Source organism: Gordonia hirsuta DSM 44140 = NBRC 16056, assembly GCF_000333015.1.
GTDB classification, from domain to species: Bacteria; Actinomycetota; Actinomycetes; order Mycobacteriales; family Mycobacteriaceae; genus Gordonia; species Gordonia hirsuta.
The window spans coordinates 58,219-72,629 of record NZ_BANT01000028.1; the positions used below are offsets into that span (position 1 = coordinate 58,219).

At 69.7% G+C, this 14,411-nt stretch carries 14 protein-coding genes and 2 pseudogenes; 5 read left to right on the forward strand and 11 right to left on the reverse strand.

Going from position 1 to position 14,411, the window contains the following annotated elements; genetic code table 11:
- Positions 1-35 precede the first annotated feature (35 nt).
- A pseudogene (locus GOHSU_RS10930) lies at positions 36-1,682 on the forward strand (MFS transporter).
- A gap of 49 nt (positions 1,683-1,731) precedes the next feature.
- Here GOHSU_RS10930 and GOHSU_RS17330 read toward each other — a convergent pair.
- Positions 1,732-2,538: pseudogene (locus GOHSU_RS17330) on the reverse strand (FUSC family protein); the annotation flags it as partial.
- 346 nt (positions 2,539-2,884) lie between these two features.
- On the opposite strand from GOHSU_RS17330, the gene GOHSU_RS10940 reads away from it, so the two are divergent.
- The 4 genes from GOHSU_RS10940 to GOHSU_RS16330 all read left to right on the forward strand — a co-directional run bounded on the left by GOHSU_RS10940 (position 2,885) and on the right by GOHSU_RS16330 (position 5,885).
- Complete coding sequence (locus GOHSU_RS10940) at positions 2,885-3,808, forward strand: LysR family transcriptional regulator (RefSeq protein WP_024332929.1); 924 nt, start codon at positions 2,885-2,887, stop codon at positions 3,806-3,808.
- The gene (locus GOHSU_RS10945; protein WP_005941267.1) at positions 3,805-4,446 is read left to right on the forward strand and encodes a DUF2461 domain-containing protein; all 642 of its coding nucleotides are present in this window, start codon (positions 3,805-3,807) and stop codon (positions 4,444-4,446) included. The genes GOHSU_RS10940 and GOHSU_RS10945 overlap by 4 nt, the downstream gene beginning before the upstream one ends.
- Before the next feature lie 78 nt (positions 4,447-4,524).
- Positions 4,525-4,944, forward strand: coding sequence for a hypothetical protein (locus tag GOHSU_RS16905; protein WP_005941270.1), 420 nt, complete (start codon positions 4,525-4,527; stop codon positions 4,942-4,944).
- A gap of 332 nt (positions 4,945-5,276) precedes the next feature.
- On the forward strand, positions 5,277-5,885 hold the full coding sequence (locus GOHSU_RS16330; protein WP_155821154.1) for a hypothetical protein: 609 nt from the start codon (positions 5,277-5,279) through the stop codon (positions 5,883-5,885).
- Positions 5,886-5,904: 19 nt separating this feature from the next.
- Here GOHSU_RS16330 and GOHSU_RS17255 read toward each other — a convergent pair whose 3' ends face one another.
- The 10 genes from GOHSU_RS17255 to GOHSU_RS11000 form a co-directional block, all read right to left on the reverse strand.
- Positions 5,905-6,291, reverse strand: a complete 387-nt coding sequence (locus GOHSU_RS17255) for an STAS domain-containing protein (protein ID WP_024332931.1) — start codon at positions 6,289-6,291, stop codon at positions 5,905-5,907.
- A complete protein-coding gene (locus GOHSU_RS17260; protein WP_024332932.1) occupies positions 6,285-6,494 on the reverse strand; it encodes a hypothetical protein in 210 nt (69 codons plus the stop codon). The genes GOHSU_RS17255 and GOHSU_RS17260 overlap by 7 nt, the downstream gene beginning before the upstream one ends.
- Before the next feature lie 81 nt (positions 6,495-6,575).
- The gene (locus tag GOHSU_RS10970) at positions 6,576-7,766 is read right to left on the reverse strand and encodes a SulP family inorganic anion transporter (RefSeq protein WP_005941279.1); all 1,191 of its coding nucleotides are present in this window, start codon (positions 7,764-7,766) and stop codon (positions 6,576-6,578) included.
- Complete coding sequence (locus GOHSU_RS17395; protein WP_005941281.1) at positions 7,657-8,211, reverse strand: SulP family inorganic anion transporter; 555 nt, start codon at positions 8,209-8,211, stop codon at positions 7,657-7,659. Before GOHSU_RS17395 ends, GOHSU_RS10970 begins: the two co-directional genes overlap by 110 nt.
- A 43-nt stretch (positions 8,212-8,254) precedes the next feature.
- Complete coding sequence (locus GOHSU_RS10975) at positions 8,255-9,862, reverse strand: AMP-binding protein (RefSeq protein ID WP_005941283.1); 1,608 nt, start codon at positions 9,860-9,862, stop codon at positions 8,255-8,257.
- A 75-nt stretch (positions 9,863-9,937) separates the two neighbouring features.
- Positions 9,938-11,119 carry a lipid-transfer protein gene (locus GOHSU_RS10980; RefSeq protein WP_005941287.1) on the reverse strand — a complete coding sequence of 394 codons (1,182 nt, stop codon included), beginning with the start codon at positions 11,117-11,119 and terminating at the stop codon, positions 9,938-9,940.
- A complete protein-coding gene (locus GOHSU_RS10985; protein WP_005941290.1) occupies positions 11,112-11,525 on the reverse strand; it encodes a MaoC family dehydratase in 414 nt (137 codons plus the stop codon). Before GOHSU_RS10985 ends, GOHSU_RS10980 begins: the two co-directional genes overlap by 8 nt.
- Positions 11,522-12,538: a bifunctional MaoC family dehydratase N-terminal/OB-fold nucleic acid binding domain-containing protein gene (locus GOHSU_RS10990; protein WP_005941293.1), complete on the reverse strand. Its 1,017-nt coding sequence runs from the start codon at positions 12,536-12,538 to the stop codon at positions 11,522-11,524. The genes GOHSU_RS10985 and GOHSU_RS10990 overlap by 4 nt, the downstream gene beginning before the upstream one ends.
- Positions 12,535-13,695 (reverse strand): acyl-CoA dehydrogenase family protein, encoded by a 1,161-nt coding sequence (locus tag GOHSU_RS10995; RefSeq protein WP_005941295.1) that lies wholly within the window; start codon positions 13,693-13,695, stop codon positions 12,535-12,537. The genes GOHSU_RS10990 and GOHSU_RS10995 overlap by 4 nt, the downstream gene beginning before the upstream one ends.
- The coding region (locus GOHSU_RS11000) for an acyl-CoA dehydrogenase family protein (protein ID WP_005941298.1) at positions 13,686-14,411 on the reverse strand (726 nt) is incomplete at its 5' end. The genes GOHSU_RS10995 and GOHSU_RS11000, both read right to left, overlap by 10 nt.

The window sequence follows — 14,411 nt, forward strand, 5'->3', positions numbered from 1 at the left end:
GTGATTCCGTACAACCACTGTGACACAAGTTACGAATGTTACAAGTAGGGGCGGGTATGCGTGTCGGGGCATGGAGTCTGCGGACGATCTGGTTGATCCTCGTCGCCTGTATGGCGGTGAGCCTGGTGGTGGCTGGCGATGGCCGCACTGAACACCGCCCTGCCCGACATCGCGCGCGATGTGCACGCGACCAGTGTCCAGATGACCTGGATCATCGACGGCTACACCCTGATCCTGGCCGCGCTGCTGCTGCCGGCCGGTGCCGTCGGTGACCGCTTCGGCCGCCGCGGCATCCTGATGCTCGGCCTGGTGATCTTCGGGATCGCCTCGCTGGCGGCGGTGTGGGTGCAGACCCCGGTGAACTGATCGCCACCCGGTTCGCCGCAGGCGTGGGCGCCGCCCTGATCATGCCCACGACGCTGTCGCTGATCACCGCGGGCGTCCCGCGCCATCAGCGCGCGATCGGGGTGAGTATCTGGTCGGCGATCGCCGGTATCGGCGCGATCCTGGGCTTCTTCGCCACCGGTGTGCTGCTGGAGTTCTTCAGCTGGCATTCGGTGTTCATCACCTTCGCCGCGGCGGCGCTGGTGACCCTGGGACTCACCTTCACCATCGGCTCGTCCAAGGACGCCGACCCCGGGCCCTTCGACTTCATCGGTTCGATCACCTCGGTGCTGGCTGTCACCGGCGTCATCTTCGGCCTTCTGGAGGCCCCCAGCCGCGGCTGGACCGACCCGCTGATCCTGGCGACCCTGATCGGCGGCGCACTGCTCGGTGTCGCCTTCGTGGTGATCGAGAAGCGCCGGACCTCCCCGCTGCTGGACGTCGACCTGTTCGGCAACCGCGCCTTCGCTTCCGGTTCCCTGTCGGTGGCACTGCAGTTCTTCGCCTCGTTCGGCGTCTTCTATCTGATCCTGCTGCTGCAGCTGGTGTTCGGCTACTCCCCGCTCAAGTCGGCCTTCGCCCTGATCCCGATGGTGATCGGTGTGGGCATCTTCGCGCTGCTGGGCAACTGGATCGCGGTGCGATTCCACTCGCTGCGTTTCGTTCTGGGCGGGGGCATCGCGATCTCTGCGGCCGGCGTGCTGGCCATGGGCATCTTCGACGTCGACCAGTACTGGAAACTGGCGATCATGCTGGCGGTAGCCGCGGTCGGCATTGGCCTGGCCACGGCGCCGTCGACCACGGCCATCATGGCCAACACACCCCTGGACAATCAGGGCGTGGGCTCGGCGGTCAACGACACCGCCCGGGAACTCGGCGCGGCCATCAGCATCGGTCTGGCCGGCAGTCTGATGGCGGCCGGCTATTCCAGCCGCATCGGTCCCACCGCCGCGGCCGCACGCGAACAGCTCGCTCCGCTGGGCGGTCCGGAGGCGGCCGCGCAGGCCGCCGACGGCATCGAACGGTCCCTGGCCGGCGCGGTGGAGGTGGCCAACCAGCTGCCACCGCAGGCCGCCGAACTAACGGGATTCATCCGCTCCGGGGCCGAACACGCCTTCCTGCCGCCCATGCAGCAGGCCTGCCTGGTACTCGGCGGCGTATTGCTGGCCGGTGCGGTCTTCCTGGGCTGGTTCTCCCCGCGGCAGGTGATCGACCCCGAGTTGACACTCGGCGAACCACTGGGTGAGCAGGAGCTGCATCCGGAGCAGGTGGCGGCAGCCGAACCGGATCGACCCTGATCCACCGCCGACTCGGGCCGCGCACCCACAGGGCCGCCGCTACGCCGCAAGCCACCCCGATCAGGGTGTCCAGGGTGCGCTCGGCCAGCAGCCGGCCCGGCGGCATCGGCGTGGACAACTGCGTCATCGCCATGATCAGCGGCGTGAAGAAGCCGATGGCCAGCCCGTAATGCCGGGTCATGAACAATTCGGTCGGAAACACCAGCAGCAGGATCACCAGCACCAGCTCAGACTCACCCAGATTCAACGGAAGCAGCGCCGCGGTGGCCGCCAGTCCAGCCAGCGTCCCGGCGATCCGATGCCCGGCCCGGCGCAGCACCCCGCGCAGTTCGGTCGACGACACGGCGCCGGTGTCGATCGCCGCCAGCGGCACCGCAGCGGCGGCCATCGCCCAGTTCGCATGATCCAGCCCCAACGCCAGCCCGAGGCCGCCGGCGGTGCCGACGGCGACCAGGTAGCGCAGCGCATGGATCCGCGCGGCCACCGGCCGGTAGGGTGCGGGCACGACGACCTCTGCCGTGGCCGGACCGGCGGCGACCGCGCCGATGAGCACCGCCAGCAGTGCCGTGCCCACCCCGACCGCCAGCGCCACGGAGATCGGCGCCACCTGCGCCGGCACCAGCGCCGTGGCCCCCAGGGCGAAGATCGCGAAGAACGGTCCGGACGGGCGCAACCGCCACCGGTCGGCCAGTAGCGAGGCCCCGGCGGCGAAGACCGTCTCGGTGAGCACCAGCACCACGCCCGGGACGGCCAGGTGGGCCAGCACCACGCCGATCGCGATGGCCGCACACAGCAGCACCCCGCCGCGCAGCTGCGCACGACTGCGCGCCCAGCCGTGCAGGTAGCGGCCGTACATTCCGGCGAACGAGCCGAAGACCGCGTACACCAGGAGCTCGGGGCGGCCCGTCGCCAGGAGAGCCGTGCCGGCCAACGCCAGGGCGATCGCCAGCCGCAGGGCGTGGGCGTGGTCGTGCCGGTCCGGCCGCCAGGCCGGCGGCACCGGCGTCGTCGTTCGTCGCCTCACAACCCTGCCCTCGCTTGTTCTGCTCTCAGCCCCCTGCGCCCGCCACCCGCGCCCTGCCGGATCCCCTTCATGGTGGCCCGCATCCAGCCATCGGCGCCAAGATCAGTTTTCGATCGCGTGATCGGTCAGACCTATCACCCGTGGTGTCGCCGGTTTCCCGATGTGCTACAAACAGCGCATGCTGTTCCGCCAGCTCGAATACTTCGTCGCACTGGCCCGCGAACGTCACTTCTCCCGGGCCGCGGCCGCCTGCTACGTCTCGCAGCCGGCGCTGTCGGAGGCGATCGGCAAGCTCGAACGCGGGCTCGGGGTTCCTCTGGTGCGGCGCACGCAGAACTTTCAGGGACTGACCCCCGAGGGCGAACAGCTGGCGGACTGGGCCCGCCGGATCCTCGCCGACCGCGACGGTATGGAACAGGCCGCATCGGCATTGGCCGGGGCGTTGACCGGCCGGCTGCGCCTGGGCGCGGTCCCCGGAGCGGCGACCACGGTCACCGCGCTGATCGACGGTCTCGCCCACGCCCATCCGCAGGTGCGGGTAGGACTCGACGCCGGACTGCAGTCGGCGCAGATCGCCGACCGGATCCGCCGGTTCGAACTCGACGCCGGCCTGGTGTATCCCGACGGGATCGACGTCTCCGGTCTGGCGGTGACCACCCTCTACTACGAGAACCACGTCCTGGTCGCCGAGGCCGCCCTTCTCCGGCCGCTGACACCGGACCGGACCGGAGCGCCGGCCTGGGCCGCGGTCGCCGAGCTGCCGCTGTGTCTGCTGCGGACCGGCATGCGCGGGCGGGATCTGGTCGACGAGGCCGCCGCCGCGCACCAGGTGGTGCTCGAGCCCCGGGTAGAGACCGATGCGGTCTCGACGCTGCTGGCCTTGGCCGGCACCGGCCGTTGGGCGTGCATCGTCCCGCGGACCTGGCTCACCGATCCGGCGCCGCCGGGACAGGTGTCGCTGCCGCTGCCGGCTGCCCCCGGGGAACGGGCCGGAGCCGCCCTCGGCGCCCGGGTCGCGCTGGTACGGGCCGCCGCCGAACCGGTGTCGGTCCTCACCGCGGCACTGGAACGGCATGCGCGCGACGTAACCTGGGCACCATGACCTTCACCGGTTTCCCCGAAGCCGCCTTCGATTTCTACGACGATCTGGAGATCGACAACTCCAAGGTCTTCTGGGAGGCCCACAAGGCCCAGTACCGCAGTGACGTCCGCGAGCCGATGACCGCCCTGATGGACGAGCTGGCCGGTGAATTCGGCGCGGCGAAGATCTTCCGCCCCTACCGCGACGTCCGCTTCGCCAAGGACAAGACCCCGTACAAGACGCACCAGGGCGCCTTCGTCGCCGCGGCACCGGACGCCCCGGCGACCGGCTACTACGCCGAGATCGCCGCCCCCGGTTTCCGCGTCGCCGGCGGCTTCTACCAGGCCGACGGCCCCCGGCTGGCCGCAGTGCGCACCGCCATCGATCACCCGCGTCACGGAGCCGGACTGGAAAAGATCCTCACGGCGCTGACCGCTGACGGCTGGACACTCGACGGCGACCGCCTCAAGACCGCGCCGCGCGGCTGGTCCACCGGACATCCGCGCATCGAATTACTGCGGTACCGGTCCCTGACGCCGATCCGCAGCTACGGCTTCGACCCGGTGATCCACACCCCGGAACTGGCCGACCGGATCCGCCGGGACTGGCGCGGGCTGCGGCCGCTGGTGGAGTGGATCAGCGAGCACGGCCGGACCTGACCGGACCGGCACGCCGCCGGGGCCCGGAATGTCTCGGGCCGCCCCCTGACGACCGGCCGGAGTGCTTTGCTGGTAGTCATGCGCCGCACAGTTGCCAGCACACTCCTGGCGATCTCCCTCATCATGTCCGTTTCGTGTGCATCAGAGTCCAGCGAGCCCGGAGTCTCTTCGTCCCCAGGACTCCCGTCGCAGTCCACCCATACCGCGCAACAGGCCGCGGAGTCGCTGCAGTCGAGTGTGCAGACGGTTGTCCGGGTCATACCGATCGATGAAGACAACGGCCCGAACGCTCTGATCGGCAGACCGACCGGGTACATCGCGGCAACGGCACTGGTCGACAGCCGCACCGAGTGCGAGACGGTCGACGGCAAGCCCGCCACAGACTGCGGCGCGGTCATCGAACAATGGCCATCGCAGGCCGCGGCCGAACAGCGGAAAGCGTACATCGACGGTGTGCTCGAAGCAGCACCGTACTCGGAACCGAGTACTCGACGGTGAAAGGCGCCCTCCTGCTGCGCGTCACCGGCGGCTTGAAGCCGAGTCAGGCCAAGGAGTACGAAACCGCCTTCACCGGTTGACGAACCCCGGGCACCGGAGGCCGTGCGGCGCGGATCCGGTTTCCGCTGCACCTGGGGGACCTGCGCATCGAATTGCTCCGGTATCGCTCCCGGACGGCGATCGGTGGCTACGGTGTCGACCAGGTGATCCACACCCCCGAACTCGCCGACCGGATCCGCCGCGACGGGTGCGGGCTGCGGCCGCTGGTGGAGTGGATCAGCGGGCACGGCCGGACCTGCGCGGGCCGGCACGTCACAGGGAGGGGGCCCTGCATGTCGCGCGCCGACCAACCGCGCCCACCCCTGGAGACCGTCACCGACCACGCCGACATCGGCGACTTCGGCATACCGGTGTCCGTCGACGACATCGAGATCACCCGCACCGTCGAACGCGAGTTCCTCACCGCCCTGGTCTGGGCTCCGCCGTCGCTGGCCGCATCGGTGGTGCGCGCACTGATCGGCCCGGACCGTCTGTCCCTCGACGCACCGCTGCTGTACCTGCCCGGCCACGGCGCGGTCTTCGCCCTGATCGCCGGTTCGGTCCATGCCGGGGCACCGTTGCGGCCGGTCGATCTGGGACCGCACGCCGCCGATCCGGCGGCCGCCCCCGCATTCCGGAACCTGCTGATGGAGATCGCCTCACCCAACCCCGCCGGACCGTGGCCGCTGCCGGTGGACAGCGATCTGCCGGCCCTGGCCGCCAGCGTCGTCGACCAATGGCACCGCCGCGGCTACCAGGCGCTGCTCGAACGTATGAGCACCGTGCTGATCGAAGAGCCCAGCGACACACTCGGCGCCCACTGGGCGGCCCTGAGCGCCCACCAGCGGACCGCCGAACAGACACGCCGGACGATCCTCACGGCCCTGGCCGACATCGGTTGAAGACGCCCCGCTCGCCGGCTCAGTCCGAGTCGGTGTTCTTCTCGCGCAATGCGGCGTCCTCCTCGCGCAGAGCATCGACGATCGCGCCGAGAGTCGGGGCGAACTGGGAGTCGACGAACCGCGGCCGATCGCCCACCGCCAGCCAGTAGCGCTCCAGGTGCTCGCGGACCGGATCCTTCAGTTCGGCGAAGACCAGGTCGATCCCGTGCTGGCACAGGTAGTCGTCGAGTTCGATGAGCTCGTCGATGGCCGAGGAGTCGATGCGGGTGATCGGTTCGGCGGCCAGTACGACGGTGCGGATCGGTCGGCCCGACGAGGCCGACCGAGTCACCTGTACCCGCACCCACTCATCGAACAGCGCCCCGTTGGCGAAGAACAACGGGCCGTCGAAACGCAGGATCAGCACCCCGGGGATGCGCCGGGCCTGCCGGTGGCGACTGACGTCGTGAAAACCACGCAAGCCGGCACATCGCCGAGTTCGGTACGGTACGGGCGCACCGAGGCGTCGATGAAGGCCACGATCGTCAGCCCGCCCTCAACCCGGTCCACCCGGAACAGTGCGATCACCGAGCGCACATCGACCAGAGAGACTGCGGCCACGATCACCACAGCCGCCAGCGGGACCGGTAGGGGCGGATCTGCGCACCGGGCAGCCGGCGCAGGGCCGCGCCGACGGCCCCGGCGCGGCGGTCAGTCGTCGTCGAGGATCTCATCGACCATCGAACCTACGGTGGGAGCGAAGTGACTCGGCCCGAAACGCGGCTTCCCGTCGAGTTTGAGCCGGTAGCGCTCCAGTTGTTCGCGGACCGGATGCTTCATCTCGGCGAAGACCAGATCGACCCCGTGTTGGGACAGGTAGTCGTCCAGTTCCACCAGCTCGTCGATCGCCGAGGAGTCGATGTCGGTGATCGGCTCGCAGGCCAGCACCACCGTGTTGATCTCCCGGCCCGCCGACCGGGCACGGCGCACCTGGGCACGCACCCAGCCGTCGAACATGGCCCCGTTGGCGAAGAACAGCGGCGCGTCGAAGCGCAGGATCAGCATCCCCGGCACCAGCCGCGCATTCGGGAAGCGGGTGATGTCGTGGTAGCCGCGGACACCCGGGACGTCACCGAGTTCGGCGCGGTAGGGCCGCGACACCGAGTAGATGAAGGCCAGCAGCGCCAGGGCCGCCACGATCACCACCGCCGCCAGCGCCGAGGACGGCAGATACGCGGTGACCCCGGGGATCAGCAGCAGCGCCGCCAGCACCAGCACCGCCCCGGTCACCGCCGTGACCTGGCTGGGTGCCCCCGCGGCCTCGGCCACCGCGGTGCGCGAACGGGAGGCGATGGCCGGGAGACCGCCGAAGAAGCCGCCGGCGACGTTCGCCAGTCCCACCGCCCCGACCTCCTGGTTACCGTTGACCGTGTGCCCCGCCCGGGCGGCGAAGGTCCGCGAGAGCACGCTGGTGTCGGCGAAGGCGATCAGCGCGATACCGGCCGCCGGCACCAGCAGCGTCACCCAGTCGTTCCATACCCGCGACGGCAGCGCCGGTGCCGGCAGCCCGTCGGGCATGGCCCCGACCACCGGGACCGGGTGCTGCCAGCCCGCGGCCACCAGAAAGAGCATCGCCCCGGCCACCGCGATCAGCACCCCGGGGATCACCGCGCGCCACCATTTGAGCAGCAGGATAAGCAGCAGGCAGACCGCGCCGATGGCCGCCGCCTTCGGCACCACCTCGCCGTCGGCGATACCGCGCCAGTCCGCGACGATCACCTCCAGGATCGACTCACCCGAACCCGAGAAGCCCAGCAGGGTGGGGACCTGACCCAGCACCACCACCAGCGCGATCCCGTTGAGGTAACCGATGCGGATCGGTTTGGCCAGCAGCGTCGTCAAAAACCCCAGCCCGGAACACCCCGGCCAGCAGCAGGATCACCCCGACCTCGATCGCCAGCACCCCGGCCAGCTCCACCCGCCGCTCCATATTCGTCACCGCCAGCGGAATGATCGCCGCGGCGATGATCGGCGCCAGTGCCGATTCCGGGCCCAGCACCAGGATGCGCGACGGCCCGATCAGCGCGTACACGAAGACCGGGATGACGGTGGCGTACAGGCCGTGCACCGGCGGCAGACCCGAGACCTCGGCGTAGCCGAGCCCGGCCGGGATCATCAGCGCCGCAACGGCGATCCCGGCCACCAGATCCCCGCGCAGCCATCCCCACCGGTAGTGACCGACCGTGGTGGCGGCCGGCAGCCACCGCAACAGCTCCCCGGTGAACCTCCGGCGCCGAGTCCGCGGCCGCGGTGTCACTCCGGCGTCGCCGCCCCCAGCGGTGTCCATGGACACCGATCCTGCCTGATCGGCGGCCGCGGCACCGGTGGTCTTAGACCGTCGCTTCGGCGGTGGCCTTGGCCCAACGGTAGTCGGCCTTGCCGGCCGGGGTGCGGCGCACTTCGTCGACCACCACGACCGTGCGCGGCACCTTGTAGCCGGCCAGCGACTGGCGGCAGAACTCCTGCAGTTCGGCCGTGGTCGGGCCGGGCTGTTCGGCACGGATCTCCACCACAGCGGCCACCTGCTGGCCGTACTTGGGGTCGGGAACCGGTACGACGAGGACGTCGGCGATGGCCGGATGCCCCCGCAGGATGCTCTCCACCTCCTCGGCGTACACCTTCTCCCCGCCGGTGTTGATGCACTGGCTGCCGCGGCCGAGGAAGACGATGCCGCCGTCGTCGTCGACGTACCCCATATCGCCGAGAACCGAGATCCGGGTGCCGTCGGCCATGGTCGGGAAGGTCCGGGCCGTCTTCTCCGGATCCTTGTAGTAACCCTGCGGGATGTTGCCGACGCGCGCGATGTGGCCGACCTCGTGCGGGGTGGTGATCTGCTCGAAGCGTTCGTCGACCACCATCATCCGCGGGTTCGCCGGGACCTTCAGGTTACCGTTCTCGTCGAGTTCGATCTCGCCGTCGTTGCCGGATTCGGAGGCACCGAAGTTGTCGCGCAGCACCCAATCGGGATTGATCGCGGTGTACCGGTCGCGCACGCTCTTGCTCCAGATCGCCCCGCCGGAGGCGATCATGAAGATCGACGACATGTCCACCTCACCGGCGGCGCGTTCGAGCTCCTCCACCAGCGGCAGACCCATCGCATCCCCGACGATCAGGATGGTCTGGGGCCGGTCCCGTTCGATGTTGCCGACGATGGTGGCTGCATCGAATTCGCGTTCCAGGATCAGCCGGCCGCCCAGGGACAGGAAGGTGAACAGGGAGTACGACGCCGCACCGTGCATCAGGGGCGCGGCGATGAGGAAGGCGATCGACGGGAAGTTCGTGACCTCGCGGGCCAGCTCCTCGTAGCTCTCCCGCGGCGGACCGTACGGGTTGCCGCCGGAGATGGGTTTGCGGAAGAAGTCGTCGTGGTGCCACACGACGCCCTTCGGGTAGCCGGTGGTGCCGCCGGTGTAGATGATGTAGAGCTCCTCACCGGTGCGCTCGGGGAAGTCCCGCTCGGCCGACTGGTCCTTCGCATCGGCGAAATCGACCAGCGCGATGCCGTGTTCGGCGGCGGCCGCTGCCAGTTCGCCGGTGGTCTCCCCGATCACGAAGATCACGCGCAACTCGGGCAGTTTGCCCAGGAGTCCGGCCAGCGTCTGCTGGTGTTCGGGCAGTTCGACGGCGACGGCCGCCGAATCGGAGTTGGTGAAGATGTATTCCAGTTCCGGTGCGGTGTAGCGGTAGTTGATGTTGACCGGCACCGCACCGATCTTCAGCATGCCCAGCAGTGCCGCCACGTGTTCGACACTGTTCTTCAGATACAGGGCCACCTTGTCGTCGCGGCCGATACCGTGGGCGGCCATCAGGTGCGCCACCTGCGTGGTCATCGCATCCATCTGGGCATAGGTGAAGCCGTCGCCGTCGTACGACAGGATGATCCGGTCGGGAACGGCATCGGCGACGGTCTCGAAGACGGATGCCAGGTTGAACTTCATTGCGATCTCCTTGAGGCGGTCGGGCTGGCAGGCCGGTGGTCAGGCGGGGTGTCGGGGCAGTCGGGGGTGTCGGGGTCAGTCGATGGTCAGGATCAAACCGGAGGTCGGGACGCCGGTACCGGCGGTCACCAGGGCGGCGCGGGCGCCGTCGACCTGGTTGACCGACTCACCGCGCAGTTGGCGCACGGCTTCGGCGATGCCGTTCATCCCGTGGATGTAGGCCTCGCCGAGTTGACCGCCGTGGGTGTTCAGCGGCAGCCGTCCGCCCACCTCCAGGGCGCCGGGTTCGCGGACGAACTCGCCGGCCTCCCCGTAGCCGCAGAAACCGAGCTCCTCCAGTTGCATCAGGGTGTACGGGGTGAAGTGGTCGTACAAGATGGCCAGATCCATCTCGTCGGGCCGCAGCTGCGCCTGCGCCCACAGTTGCCGGCCGACCAGACCCATCTCGGGCAGGCCGGTGAGCTCGTCGCGGTAGTAGCTGGTCATGATGAACTGGTCGTTGCCGCTGCCCGAGGCCGCCGCGCTGATGGTGACCGGGCGCTGCGCCAGGTCCCGGGCACGCGCGGGGGTGGTCACCACGATCGCGACGCCACCGTCGGACTCCTGGCAGCAGTCCAGCAGGTGCAGCGGTTCGGCGATGTAGCGGCTGGCCTGATGGTCGTCCAGGGTGATCGGCTTGCCGTAGAAGAAGGCCTTCGGGTTGACCGCGGCATGTTTGCGGTCGACCACCGCGATGCGGCCGAAGTCCTCGCTGGTCACTCCGGTCTGGTGCATGTACCGCTGGGCGACCATCGCCACGAACGCCGCCGGGGTGGACAGCCCGTGCGGATAGGAGAAGGCGTTGTCGACCCCCGAGGAGGTGGCCTGATTGGCCACGGCGGCGCTGACCTGGCCGAACCGGTTCCCCGAACGCTCGTTGAAGGCCCGGTAGGCCACGACCACCTCGCATACGCCGGTGGCCACCGCCATCGCCGCCTGCTGCACCGTGGAGCAGGCCGCTCCGCCGCCGTAGTGGATGCGGGAGAAATAGGTCAGCTCCCCCAGCCCGACCGCGCGGGCCACCGCGATCTCGGTGTTGGTGTCCATGGTGAAGGTGACCAGCCCGTCCACGTCGGCCGGAGCCAGCCCCGCATCGGTCAGGGCCGCGGTGACTGCCTCGGCCGCGAGCCGCAGTTCGCTGCGGCCGGAGTCCTTGGAGAAGTCGGTGGCGCCGATCCCGGCGATGGCCGCCCGGCCGGACAGGGTGCGCTCAGGCATCGCCCGCCCCGTCGGTGAAGGTGACCGTGGCGATCACATGCTTGCCCAGCGCGTTGGTGCCGGTCACCGCGACGGTGACGACCGGTCCGTCGATCGCGGTCACCTCGCCGGTGAGCACCAGGGTGTCGTAGGCGTACCAGGGCACCCCGAGCTTGAGGTTGATCGCACCGATCCGGGCGCGCGGTCCGGCCCAGTCGGTCACGAACCGTTCCACCAGACCGGTGTCGGTGAGGATGTTGACGAAGATGTCCTTGGAGCCTTTGGCCTGGGCCAGGTCGCGGTCGTGATGGACGTCCTGGAAGTCGCGGGTGGCCAGGGCGGTGGCGACCACGAACGTCGGGGTGGCCTCGATGGTCAGCGGTGGCAGCGTGTCGCCGATGCCGATCGCGGGAGCTGTCGATGTCATCGTTTCCTCCAGGCGTAGAGCGTCCAGGCCTGCTGGTCGGGATCGGCCGGATCGTCGCCGGCGGCCGGGAAGTCGAGGAACTCCACCTGCACCGGCAGCCCGATGTGCACCTGCGCCGGATCCACTCCGCGCAGCTGGCCGAGCATGCGCACCCCCTCGTCCAGTTCGACCAGGGCCACCACGAAGGGCAGTTCCCGGCCCGGGACCGCCGGGGCGTGATGGACGACGAAGCTGTAGACGGTGCCGGTGCCGGCGGCCACCACGTAGTCGGTCGGCAGGTAGTGCCCGTCCTGTCCGCGCGGTTTCCAGGTGGCCGGAATCGGCGGGTGCGCCAGGGACCCGTCGGCCCGTTGCTGGATGCGCAGCTCGTGCGCGGCCACCCCGTCCCAGAAGAACTCGGTGTCCCGGGAGATCGACGGCCGGATCAGCCGGGTCGGATCCAGATCGGCCGGAACATCGATGCCGGCGGTCGGCGCCGCCTCGGCCGGAGCGGCCGTCGACGGCGAATCGGGCCGGAACTTGAGGATGCGGAAGTCCATCTCGGCGACGCATTCCTCGCCGACCCGCCAGGTGTTGCGGGTGGTGAAGAACCAGCCCTCCCCCAGCGCGGTGCGCTTGGGGCCGGTGACGTCGATCAGTTCGGCACTGATCGTCACCTCCTCGCCGGGGCGGGTGTACCGGTGGTAGACGGTGTCGCAGTTGGTGGCCACCACCGAGGTGAATCCGGCCTCGTCGAACAGTGCGGTGGCCAGGCCCAGCGGATCGTCGGGGGTGCGCACCCCGTGCAGACCGCGCATGGTCCATACCTGCGCCATCGCCGGCGGGGCGACGATGCTCGGATGTCCGGCGGCGCGGGCGGCGGCCTCGTCGACGTAGATCGGGTTCGCATCGCCCATCGCCTCGACCCAGTTGTGGATCATCGGCTGGTTGATCGGATCGCGGCCGGGCCGCGGCGCACTGGGGCCGGCGGCCATGATCTTGGCCGCCGCGGTGGTGATGGCCTCGTCGTTCATCGTTTGTTCCTCGGCAGTCCCAGGCCGGCGGTGGCGATCAGATCACGCATCACCTCGTTGACGCCGCCGCCGAAGGTGATCACCACGTTCCGTTTGGCCTGCATGTCCAGCCAGTCGGCGAACTCGGCGGTGTCCGGATCGGTCAGGTCGCCGTATCCGGTCAGGACGTCGTCGATCAGCCGGTAGATCAGCTGCAGCCGTTCGGTGGCGAAGACCTTGGTCGCCGAGGCGTCGGCCATCGAGATCTCGCCCTGGGCGGCCACCTGCCAGTTGAGCAGCTCGTTGAGGCGTTCGTAGGCGCCGATCTGGGCCAGCACCCGGCGCACGGCCTGCTGCTCGATCACCGGGCGCGCGTCGTAGGTCGCCGTCGTGGCCCACTGCCGCAACCGGTCGGCCAGTCCGCCGATCCGGCCGGCCGGACCGAGCATCACCCGCTCGTGGTTGAGCTGGGTGGTGATCAGGCGCCATCCGTCGCCTTCGTCGCCGACCCGCATCGAGACCGGAACGCGCACATCGTTGTAGTAGGTGGCGTTGACGTGGTGCGCACCGTCGGCGGTGATGATCGGGGTCCACGAGTATCCCGGGTCGGTGGTGTCGACGATCAGGATCGAGATGCCCTTGTGTTTGGGCGCCTGCGGATCGGTCCGCACCGCCAGCCAGATGTAGTCCGCATCGTGGCCGCCGGTGGTGAAGATCTTCTGCCCGTTGACGACGTAGTGGTCTCCCTCGCGCACCGCGCGGGTGTTCAGCGCGGCCAGATCGGTGCCGGCCTCCGGCTCGGTGTAGCCGATGGCGAAGTGCACGTCACCGGTCAGGATGCCGGGCAGGAACTTCTCCTTCTGTTCGTCCGTGCCGTAGCGCTGCAGGGTGGGTCCGACGGTCTGCAGGGTCACCGCTGGCAGCGGAACATCGGCGCGGACGGCCTCGTTGGTGAAGATCTGCTGTTCGATCTCCCCGAACCCCTGGCCGCCGTACTCGCGCGGCCAGCCCACACCCAGGCGGTCGTCGGCGCCGAGCTGTTTGATCACCCCGCGGTAGGCCGGGCCGTGCCGCTCGGTGCGCATCACCGTCTCGTCTTCGGGGCTGATCAGCCCGGAGAAGTAGGCGCGCAATTCGTCGCGCAGCGCGCGCTGCGCATCGGTGAGATCTACGAACACATCGCCTCCTCGACGGTGACCTCGGCCAATGCGTCCAGGGTCGCCCCCGGCCCGCCGGTCAGCCGGGCCAGATCCTTGGCCAGAGAGAAATAGCGGTGCAGCGGATAGCTCAGATCCACGCCGACACCACCGTGCAGGTGCGTCATGGTGCGCAGGGCCGCCGGCAGCTCGGCCGCCAGCCAGTAGTCGGCGGTCGCCAGGTCCTCGGCGGCATCGCGGCCGGTCGCCAGCCGCCACGCCGCGGCGGTGACGATCAGGTTCAGGGTGCGCGAGACCACGTATACATCGGCCAATTGCTGACCGACCGCCTGGAAGGCGGCGATCGGCTTGCCGAACTGTTCGCGGTCGGTGACGTGTCCGGCCGTCATCGCCATCGCCCCGGCCAGCAGTCCGTCGGCATAGGCGGCCAGCAGCACGCGGTAGAGCTCGGTCACCGGCTGCGGGTCGGCGGCCAGGACGTCCTGCGGTCCGACGACGACATCGTCGAAGACGACGGTGTATTCGGCGGCGCCGCTCGAGCTGGGCGTCCGGGTCGACGACACCCCGGGTGCCTGCGGGTCGACGACGGCGACCCCGCCGTGTGCGGTCACCACCAGGGCGGCGGCCCCCCCGGCGAAGGCGACCCCGGTCTTGGTCCCGTGCAGGCGCAGGCCGTCCCCGGCGTCGGCCAGCCGTGTCTGCGGGGCGGCCCCCAGGGACCGTCCGCGTTCGGCGAC

Coding starts and splice junctions, on each gene's coding strand:
- GOHSU_RS10940 (WP_024332929.1), top strand. CDS start 2,885: ATGCTGTTCCGCCAGCTCGAATACTTCGTCGCACTGGCCCGCGAACGT.
- GOHSU_RS10945 (WP_005941267.1), top strand. CDS start 3,805: ATGACCTTCACCGGTTTCCCCGAAGCCGCCTTCGATTTCTACGACGAT.
- GOHSU_RS16905 (WP_005941270.1), top strand. CDS start 4,525: ATGCGCCGCACAGTTGCCAGCACACTCCTGGCGATCTCCCTCATCATG.
- GOHSU_RS16330 (WP_155821154.1), top strand. CDS start 5,277: ATGTCGCGCGCCGACCAACCGCGCCCACCCCTGGAGACCGTCACCGAC.
- GOHSU_RS17395 (WP_005941281.1), bottom strand. CDS start 8,211: ATGGACACCGCTGGGGGCGGCGACGCCGGAGTGACACCGCGGCCGCGG.
- GOHSU_RS10975 (WP_005941283.1), bottom strand. CDS start 9,862: ATGAAGTTCAACCTGGCATCCGTCTTCGAGACCGTCGCCGATGCCGTT.
- GOHSU_RS10980 (WP_005941287.1), bottom strand. CDS start 11,119: ATGCCTGAGCGCACCCTGTCCGGCCGGGCGGCCATCGCCGGGATCGGC.
- GOHSU_RS10985 (WP_005941290.1), bottom strand. CDS start 11,525: ATGACATCGACAGCTCCCGCGATCGGCATCGGCGACACGCTGCCACCG.
- GOHSU_RS10990 (WP_005941293.1), bottom strand. CDS start 12,538: ATGAACGACGAGGCCATCACCACCGCGGCGGCCAAGATCATGGCCGCC.